The organism is Chitinophaga sp. 10T418, assembly GCF_056394125.1.
Genome location: NZ_JBFTHG010000031.1, coordinates 1 through 11,227, shown reverse-complemented (window position 1 = coordinate 11,227; position 11,227 = coordinate 1). Strand labels below are relative to the sequence as shown.

The following is an 11,227-nucleotide window of genomic DNA, read 5'->3' as shown; positions in this document are numbered from 1 at the left end:
GCATCAAAGGATACCGCCCCGGTAGATAATAATATTTCACTGCCGTCCAGCGTGGCAAAACTGCCCGGGCGTACCAGTCGTACCACACTCCGGTGGCAAACCATCACGCCTTTAGGAACACCGGTAGATCCCGAGGTGTACATCACATAAGCCAGGCTATCTGCAGATGCCCTGCCGGGRAGATCCGTTTGTGGCTGCGCGGATATTTCTGCTTTATACGATTGCAGCCATGATTCATCCAGCAACAGTTTACAGTTGCTGTCGGCCAGCATATGAGCGAGTCTTTCTTTCGGGTAATCCATATCCAGTGGCACGTAAGCTGCCCCTGCCTTCAGGATACCCAGAATGGCGATCAGCAGCCACTCCCTTCTTTCTACCTGCAATCCTACCAGTTCATCCGGTTGAAGATGATATTGTTCATGCAGGTAATGTGCTACCTGGTTGGCGCGTTCATTCAATTGCTGATAGGAAAGTGTCTGCTCTTCAAAATGCAATGCAGTACGATCCGGTGTAGCTTTCACCTGTACCTCAAACAGCTCATGGATAGTGCTGTGAGAAGGATATGGTACCTGCGTATCATTAAATGCTGTCAGCAATTGCTGCTGTTCTGCCGTGCTCAGATAAGAGAGCGTAGACAACGGTTCATCAGGAGCTGCTAACCCAGCTGACAGCACGGATAACAGGTGATCTGCCAAACGTTCCACTGTTGCAGCGTAAAAAAGATCGCTGTTATAAGAAAGACTTAATATCATTTCCTCTCCTTCTTCCGTAAAATCAAACAACAGGTCAAATTTTGCCGGAGAAGTATCATCGGCAGGATAGGTGCTCAACTGCAATTCTCCTTGTACCGGAGAAGAAACAGCCGGATGTTTTACCACCAGCACCACATCAAATAATGGACTACGGCTTACATCCCTCTGCAGTTGCAGCGCATCTACCAGTTCATCAAAAGGATAAATCTGGTTATCATAAGCATCCAGAGTGAGCTGTTTGATATGCTGCAATAAAGTTGTAAATCCGGCGGCAACATTCATCCGTGTTCTTAGCGCCAGGGTGTTTACGTAAAACCCGATCTGATCTTCCAGATCGGCGTGTTCACGGCCGGCAACGGGACTGCCGATAATGATATCGTTCTGACCTGTATAACGGTATAACAAGGCGTTCACTGTTGCCAGCAACCCCATGAACAGGGTGGCTCCCTGCTCCTGGCAAAATGCTTTCAGGTCTTTAATAGAAAAATGTTTTTTAATCACTCCTCCATTATAGGTCTTCACGGCAGGACGTATCTTATCCGTCGTTAATTGCAGCACCGGCAATTCGCCGGAGAACTGTTCCTGCCAGTACGCTGCATGCTGTTTAAAGCCAGGCGCATTCAACAGGTTTTGCTGCCATACGGCGTAGTCTTTATACTGGATCTGCAATGGTGGTAACGGGTTGGCGCTGCCATTGACAAAGGCGTGATAGAATTGCATCAGTTCACGTACAAGCACTTCAACAGACCAGCCATCACTGATAATGTGATGCATCGCAAAGGTGAATATCCATTTCTCCTCTTCTACCTGGTACAATCCTGCTCTTAACAAGGGGCCTTCGGAAAGATCAAAAGGAGTTAACGAAGTATCCTCTATACGCTCCTGTAAAACACTTTCCGGCTGTACGCGAAGGTCTTCGCTGCTGATCCCGAAACGGATATCCGGTAAAATAAACTGCCTGATTTCTCCTGTTTCATCTTCGCGGAATACGGTACGCAATATTTCATGCCTGTTTACCAAAAGCGCAAATATATAATCCAGTGCTACCGTATCCAGCTTGCCGGTGAATACAAAAACGCCGGGCATGTTATAGGCAATATTCGAGGTCTCAAACTGGCTGAGCATCCACATCCTGCGCTGAGAAGAAGACAACACATAACTTTCCTGTACGGGTGCGGCCGGAATGGCAACAAAACCATTCCCTGCTGCCTGCCGGATCAATAATGCCTGCTGCTCTACCACCGGATGTGCATAGAGATCTTTCAAGGAGGGTCTCACATTAAACTCCCGGTGTATCTCGCTGGACAACCGGATCAGTTTCAGGCTGTGTCCACCCAGCGCAAAGAAGTCATGTAATACGCCAACATCCGTTTTGTTGAGTATCTTCTCCCATATCATGACCAGTTTTTCTTCGGTAGAATTACGGGGCGCCACGTAAGTAAAACCACTGCCAACGCCCTCCTCTTTGCTGGCCGCAAGGGCTCTTCTGTCCAGCTTTCCGTTCAGGGTAACCGGCAATTTATCTGTCTGTATAAATGTAACGGGGATCATATACTCCGGCAATGAACGCAGGAGAAATGCACGTAGGGCCGCCGCCTGTAATTCTTCATCATTCACTACCCATGCCACCAATTCCCGCTCACCGTTTTCCGCAGTTCTGACAACAACGGCCGCATGCTGCGTACCGGCGTAATCCAACAGCGTTTTTTCTATCTCACCCAACTCTATACGGTAACCGCGGATCTTTACCTGGTCATCCACTCTTCCGGCAAACAGGATATTACCATCCGGTTGTCTCACACCGAGATCACCGGTACGGTACATGCTTTCTCCTGTCCGGTACGGATCAGCCATAAACCGGGTAGCGGTCAGCTCCGGCTGATGCAGGTATCCGGCCGCCACACCTGTTCCACTGATACAGATCTCTCCCTCAACACCTACAGGAACCAGTTGTTGCTTCTTATCAAGAATATATACTGCGCCCTGACAAAATGGTTTTCCTAATGCGAGATTACCTTTGTCTTCCGCGAAAGACACCGGCTTAATCAATTTGCCGATGGTTGTTTCCGAAGGGCCGTAATGGTTATAAATCTGACAACTGCCGCCCAGTTGTGTTACTGTGCGGATCACATCTCCTGTCAGTTGTTCACCTCCGAAGATCAGGCATTTTGCAGGCAACAGCAGTAACAGTTTCCAATGAGAGGGCACTATCTTCAGACAATCTATCTGCACGTGCTGCATACTTTCAGGGCTCATCGCCTCCGCTGCTGTAAAAAGATGTAAGGTTCCTCCGGTTAACAAAGATGGATACAGCACCGTATTTCCCAGGTCTGCAGCAATCGTGGAAACAAGTCCAAAACTTTTACAATCGCCGATATTAGTGGCTGCCAGCAGCCCATTTGTATAATCTACGAGTGACTGGTGCGTAATCATTACTCCTTTTGGCTTGCCTGTTGAACCGGAAGTATAGATCACATAAGCAAGATCTGATGGTTGATTTACAACAGGCACTGTGATCCCTTCATAAACAGTTTTGCGCTCAGTATATTGATCGTACCATTGCTGGTCTATTGCCAGTTTGCAATGACTGTCCGACAGCATATGCTCCACACGTTCCTGTGGATACTCCGGATCTACCGGAACATACGCGCCACCGGCCATCAGTATCCCTAATATGGCGATCAGTAATTTTTCATTTCTTTCCAGCCTTATAGCCACCACGTCACCGGGTTGTACGCCATACTCCTTTCTCAAACAAGCTGCCAGCTGCCTTGCCTGTTGCTGCAATGCAGCATAGGTAAGTGAAGTATTTCCTGCTACTACTGCCACCTGGTCAGGCGATCGTAACACCTGTGCTTCAAATAAAGCCGTGATAGTAGTATCGGATGAATAATGTGTATCTGAAAATGAAAATTCCAGTAAAGATTTTTTTTCTTCTTCACTGATGAAAGACAAAGTATCCACGGCGCTATCAGGTGCGGATACCAGCGCACCTATGAGCTGTGTAAAATGTTGTCTGACATTGTTCACCTGTTGTTCGCTATATACGTCACCGTTATAGGCCAGTTTCATCGTGAAGCTTTCACCCGGCGCTACTACAATAGAAAAATCATAATTGGTTCGTTCAGATACTTCCGAAGATAACAATGTCAACGCCCCCTGTTGTTTCATCTGCGATGCTACCATGTCCTCCACCGGGTAATTCTCAAACACGAGGATATGGTCCAGCAATTCCCTGCCGCCGCCACTTTCTGCCTGGATGCGTGCCAACTGCGTATAGTGATGTTCTGTGCCTCCGATAAACGCCTGCTGTACGGCTCTCAGCAATACCCTGCCGGTAGTCTGCCGGTCTATCTGCACACGTACAGGAACGGTATTGATAAACAAACCCACTATACTTTCCACTCCCGGCACCTGTGGCGGTCTGCCGGATACTACGGCACCAAACACTACATCATCGGTATTGTTGTACCGGCACAACAACAGTCCCCATACTGCCTGTATAAATATATTTTCTGTGACGCCGGCTTCGCTGCATAATTGCCTGATATGATCACTGACTTGTTTATCCAGTGAAAACAACATCTTACGTGGCGTATATTCCACCGTATCTTTCTGCCGGCCGGGTATTGTTGCCAGGCCATCATATCCGGACAGATACTGCCGCCAGTAATCGAGGGCTTCCTCCTTATCTTTCTTCATCAGCCACTTGATATAGCCCGCATAAGGATATGCTTTACTGAGTAGTGGTGTTCTGCCCTCCAGCTGTGCATAGTACAACTGGAAAAATTCATTGATGAGGATACCAATACACCAGCCATCCATCAGGATATGATGCTGGGTCCAGATAAAATCATATATATCATTGCCGGTATGCAACACCGTTAATCGCATCTGGGAATCCTTATGCAGATCAAATCCCCGCTCACGGTCTTCCTGCTTAAATGCTTTGATATCAAAACCTGCTATGCTGCTGACTTCTTTATAAAAAAAGGAAGAAGGCACTTCTTTTTTGACCACCTGCAACAGTTCCTCCCCATAATCCTGCGTAAAACTTGTCCGCAGAATAGCATGACGTTTAACCAGTAACCGGTAACTGTTCTCCAGTGCGGTGACATTCACCGCTCCCTGTAACTGAAAACACATCTGTTCCACGTAGGATGCCCCTTCCCGTGCCCAGTGATAATACATGCCTTCCTGTAAAGGACTTAAAGGATATACATCTTCTATTTTCATAAGGTTTTGTTTAACTGGTTCAGTTGTTCAAAACTAAGCCCCTGCCAGGTAAGGTCTACAGGTGTCAGGTACTCCGTATTTTCCTCAGAAAAAATACCAATCAGTTGCACTAACTTTTCCCGGAATGCATCTGTCAGCTCCTCTATCGTTTCCTTCCCGTACTGTTTATCACTATAACTGATACTTAAGTGCATCTTACCTTCCAGCACCATCCCCGTTACCTCCAGCAGCATATCTCTGCTGGTATCTGCGGCCATGTCAGCTCCTTTATCGTCACCGGAGAAATGGAATACACCTGTGCCGCCAACGGCCCCCATATCACCGAGGTAATTGAAAGATATCTGCGGGGTAATCTTATAGTCCATTCCTGACAGGTAGCGCAATACGCCATAACCAATTCCTTTATTAGGAATCCTATGTAAACTTTCTTTCACTTCTATTACCTGCCGAACGATATCGTCCTGGTAGCGCATATCAAACAGCACCGGGTATACGGTGGTGAACCATCCCACTGTCCGGCTGATGTCAACATCCGGCCCGATATGTTCTCTGCCATGGCCTTCCAGCTGAATCAATACCTTATCCAGCCCGAATACCTCGGACACGGCTATACTAAAAGCGCCGGTCAGAATATCATTTACATCTGTGCGGTATGCGCGATAACAGTTTGTCAGCAGGGTTTCTGTCAATGTTTCATCGAGGGAAAAAGATGACACCGCCACATCACGCAGCAGATTGGTCCCCGCATATGCTGTTGGTAAAAGCGGCACATCTGCGGTGGCTATTGCGGCCCAGTATGCCTGTTCTTCCAGCAATACCGCCGATGCTGCGTATTCCCGGAGTTTTTGCTGCCAGTAACCGAATGCATCTGTTTTTAACGGCAGGTGTAGTGGTTCACCGTTATGATATTGGTGATAAAGCGTTGCAAGGTCCTCCAGCAGTATTCTCCACGACACCGTATCTATAACGAGGTGATGAATCACCAGTAATATCCGTGTGCCTCCAGCGCCGTTAAACAACGCCGCTTTGAAGAGTGGACCTTCCGCCAAGTCAATGGAAGTCTGTATTCTTGTGCTTTCTTGCAGGAAGGTGGCTTCATTATTTGCAGTGATCTCCTCCAATCTGCATTTTTGCTCCTCTCCTTTATTCTCCTGTACCCATCCATCACCGGTATTATTAAATACCATTCTCAATGCATCATGATGCAGGACCAGTTTGTCGATAGCTTGCTGTAGTCCTTCTGCAGAGATCTCTGTATCACTATTCAGCAGCACCGACTGGTTAAAATGGTGGCGTTGCGGGATCGTTTGATCAAAGAAAGAAAGTTGTACAGGACCCAAAGGAACAATACCTGTCTGGGTTTCCTGACTGATACTACGGCTTTGGCTATTTACATACAAAGCTACTTCTGCGATCTGCGGATATAGCAATACATCCTGTATAGATAGTTCAAAACCCCGCTGTTTTAAACGGGATACAATCTGTATCGATTTGATAGAGTCCCCGCCAAGAGAAAAATAATTATCCCTGATACCAATACGCGGCTTTTTCAACACATCTTCATATATCTCTGTTAATAGCTGTTCAATCGGCGTTTGCGGCGCCAGGTAGTTGTCATTCTCCTCTCCTGCGAGTTTTACCGGATCGGGCAGATTTCTGCGGTCTACTTTACCATTTGACGTTAATGGCAACTGCTCTACCTGTACAAACCTGGACGGTATCATATAACCCGGCAATGTATTTTCCAGGTAGGCCCGCATGGTATTTTCCGTGATATCTTCCGTTAAACGCAGTTCATCATTTTCAAACAATTTGTCGTAGAAAGGATTGCTGCGATATTCTTTTCCCTGGTTGGCAGAGGTAAAACTGAATGGCAACGGCGCTTCTCCTTTCCGGAACAAAGTACCGGTGATGATAAAGTCCGGATTCAAACCATTTTCTGCCAGCTTCCGCTCAATAAATCCTTCGATATAATCTCCTTTGGATACCCGTGTTTCATTATAGAAAACAGGCAGGTATACGGGCAACCAGTTATATTTTTCACTCAGTGTGTCCATTACTTCCTGTTCATCCACATACAGGTTCAACCACACTATGAAGCCATTCACTACCGCATCCCTGGTAAATTCAAACCTGACAGGATGGGTGTCTTCCAATTTAACTTCTTTAGTAAAATCAAGGTCTTCAAATGGCTGGTGGTTACTGATTACATTTTCCACAGGGAAATGTTCTACCGACATTCTCACATCAAACCGGTAACCTACTTCATCAAAGATCCGGTTCATATAATGCCTGCCTATTTCATCAAAAGTGAAATCATGCATATCGTCCGGAAGGTGTGCTGCGGCTATTTTCGTCAGGCTCCTTACCGGCAGCATATTGGCAGGGTCTTTCAGGAATCGCCTGGTGGCATTAATCAATTTGGCGGCGCCCTCTGATCCTCCTATTGAACCCACGATCTCAGATACGCAATAGTCTACTTTTTCCGGCAATTCAATCTCCATAATATTTCCATGGATCAGGGTGATGCGATCTTCCAAACCTAAATCACGTATCCGTTTCTGTGCTTTATCATAGGTTTCTTTCAGGATCTCTACAGCATACACTTTTTTCGCGCCTGCATCAATACAAAAACGGGATAATATGGCATCGGCACCTGTACCCAAATCCAGTACTACTTTACCTTTCAGATGGCGGTTAAAACTCCTGATATAATGTCCGTTTCTTTTCTGGTTGGTGGTGAGTGCAAAATACAGCAGGTCATCATATACAAAAAACTCAGACGTAGAAGGTGTCAGCAATACTCTTTTTTTCTTCTCTATATAGGCAATCAATTGCGATTGCCCACTATCATCTTTCTTTGCGATGACAACCGCCCGGCTCAGATCAGGATGATCCTCCAGCTGTTTTTCAATTTCACCGAGTTCAATTCTGAATCCTCTTATTTTCACCTGTGTATCATTCCTGCCCATGAATCCAATGGTGCCATCCGGCAGCCAACGGCCCAGGTCACCTGTTTTATACAGCAGCTGTCCTGAGGGGCTCACCTTATATTTTTCTGCCGTTAGTTTTTCATTATTGAGATAGATACCTGATAGTCCATTACCGCTGATACAGATCTCGCCCGTAACACCTACCGGGCACAACTGCCCTTGTTCATTGACAATGCTGATATGTGTTCCGCTCAGCGGCCGGCCAATCACCGTACCTTTTGTAGAGGAGTGAATAGTACCCGGTGTATAGGATAACTGTGTACAGAATATAGTGGCTTCTGTAGGGCCGTAAGTAACCGTGATCACTGCATTACAGAAGATGTCGGATAATTTTAACAAGAGGCTGTCCGGTATAAGATCTCCTCCGATAAACAATCGCTCTACCTGTTTGAAATCAGCAGCAATGCCTTGCTCCTGTATATATCCGCAAATCAGGTTATACACGGCCGGTACCGTATCTATATAGGTAACCGTTTTCAAAATATCCGTAAATCTGCTGATATCACGGAACTGATCTCTATCCACCATTACGGCAGTACCGCCGGTAAGTAATGGTGTAAACAACTGGAACACGGAAATATCAAAAGCACAGGAAGCAATAAACGGTTGTACCACTGGTTGATTACCCGGATACTCGCGGATAATATTCCGGAAGAAATTATAAAGATTACTGTGACGAATAGGTACGCCCTTTGGTTTACCTGTAGAGCCAGATGTATAGATGACATAGGCCAGATCATTTCCGGCGGTGGCCCTTGCCGGATCCTGTACAGGATGATGACCAGGCTCATTGCTGATTGTATTCAGCCATACGTTATCGATCAGTACTTTCACTGCACTGTCGGATAACATGTAATCGACCCTGTCGTCCGGATAGTCTGGATCAACGGGCAGATATGCCGCACCGGCCTTCAACACGCCCAGGATAGCGATGATCAGCCATTCATTGCGCTCCAACCGGATCCCTACCAGGTCATTGGCCGCAATTCCGCAGGTAGTGCGCAGGTAATACGCTACCTGGTTGGCCTTTTCATTCAGCTCCCGATATGTCAACTGTAACTCCCGGGATACCAGTGCAATGCGATCTGAATTTTTCACTGCCTGCCCTTCAAAAAGATCCAGGATATTATCCGTTGCTGAAACCGGGTTAATATGACCACCGAAGTTATCCAATTGCTGTTTTTCCGCTACCTGCAGAAAATCCGTCAACATCAGTGGCTGCTCTTCTTCATCCAGCAACACATTCAGCAGTTGTACCAGGTGAGTAGCCAATTGTGTGGCGGTACTTTCGTAATAGAGATCTGTGTTATACTGCAGTGATAATGTGATGCCATCTGCTTTTTCTGTGAAGATGAACGTCAGATCAAATAATGCCAGCTGATATTCACCGTCATGGTAAGCACTTACCTGCAGATCCTTTACTGCCTGTTGCGCTGCTTCTGAAGCAGTATCATGGCGATGTAAAATCATACCTACATCAAACAGCACATTCCGACTCATATCCCTTTGCAGGTTAAACATACCTGCCAGTTCATCGAAAGGATATAATTGATGTTCGTAGGCATGGATGGTAATTTCCCGTATTGCTGCCAGAAGGCTGCGGAAATTATCCTCTTTTTTGAAACGGGTCCTCAATGCCAGCGTATTCACGTAAAACCCGATCTGGTCTTCCAGATCAGCATGTTGCCTTCCGGCAACCGGGCTTCCAATAATGATATCTTCCTGACCCGTATACCGGTACAACAGCGCGTTGACCAGTGCCAGTAGTCCCATAAAAAGAGTGCCGCCCTGCTCTGCAGCGAGTGCACCGAGTTTACCGGCGGCAGCAGCACTAATATGTTTTTCTACAAAGGCACCGTTATAGGTCTTGATGGCTGGTCTGGGTTTATCTGTAGTGAGGTCCAGCAAGGGTAATTCGCCGCTGAACTGACTGCGCCAGTATTCTCTGTCGGCGGTTCCATGCTCATCGGCCAACTGTTCCTGCTGCCATACTGCATAGTCCTTATATTGTATCCTTAACGGAGCAAGTGGTGCTATGCTACCTTCCAGTCCTGCGTTGTAATATGTCAGCAATTCCCTGATGAGAATATCCATAGATACCCCATCACTGATAATGTGATGCATTACATAACTGAACACCCATTTATGATCACTCAACTGGTACAATCCTGCACGCAGGAGCGGGCCTTCCGCCAGATCAAATGGCTGTACAAAAGAACGTTCAACCAGTTCTTTTACTTTTCCTGCCTGGGCGGGCGTATTACGCTGATCGCTGTAATGAAGACGGAATCCGGCTTCTTCCCTGTTAAGAATGATTTGTTGCTGGTTTCGGAAAACAGTACGCAGTATTTCATGACGGGCAATCAACTGCAAAAAGGAAAGCTCCAGTATGTCTTTGTTCAGGTGTCCCTCAAATACATATACTCCCGGCATGTTATAAGCAACGTTACCATCTTCCATTTGTGCCAGCAGCCATAATCTGCGCTGCGAGGAAGAAAGAGGATAACCCGCCATCGCCGGCGCAACGGGAATATGAACGAATGATACGCCTGTTGCCGCGGCGATCAGTACAGCCTGTTGTTCCAGTACCGGATGTGTAAATAATTCTTTCAGCTCAAGTTTTACATCGAATGCTTTATGAATTAATCCAACCAACCGGATAGCCACGAGACTATGTCCGCCGGATTCAAAGAAGTTGTCTTTTATACTGATCCGGTCTTTCCCCAGCACCTCTTTCCACAACTCAAGCAATTGCTCTTCTGTGGTATTGCGCGGTGCTACATAGGCTATACCGGAATCCATGCTGCCCGCTCCCGGCGCAGGTAAACGTTTCTTATCTACTTTACCGTTGGGTGTCAGCGGCAATTCATCCAGTTGTATATAATCTGCTGGAATGGCATAAGCCGGTAAAACAGTATTCAGGTAATTTTGTATCGACGACACATTCAATCCTTCATTACCTACAAGATAGGCCACCAGCATACCCTGATACGCCAGCACCACCGCAAAGGCAATGCCTTCATATTGTTGCAATGCCTGTTCTACTTCGCCCAATTCTATCCGGTAACCACGGATCTTTACCTGGTCATCCTTACGACCCAGGAAATCCAATGTACCATCCCGGAACCAGCGGGCCAGATCACCGGTACGATACATCCGTGCGCMATCCCGGAACGGATGCTGCACAAATTTCTCCGCTGTCAGCGCCGGCTGATTCAAATAACCTGCTGCCACGCCATCGCCAGC

2 protein-coding genes are annotated in these 11,227 nt (G+C 46.8%); both read right to left on the bottom strand.

The window, feature by feature from the left end; all coding sequences use genetic code 11:
• Positions 1-4,988: amino acid adenylation domain-containing protein (locus AC1DCV_RS35520; protein ID WP_477027640.1), on the bottom strand; the 4,988-nt coding region annotated here is incomplete at its 3' end.
• Positions 4,985-11,227: amino acid adenylation domain-containing protein (locus tag AC1DCV_RS35515; RefSeq protein WP_477027639.1), on the bottom strand; the 6,243-nt coding region annotated here is incomplete at its 5' end. The genes AC1DCV_RS35520 and AC1DCV_RS35515, both read right to left, overlap by 4 nt.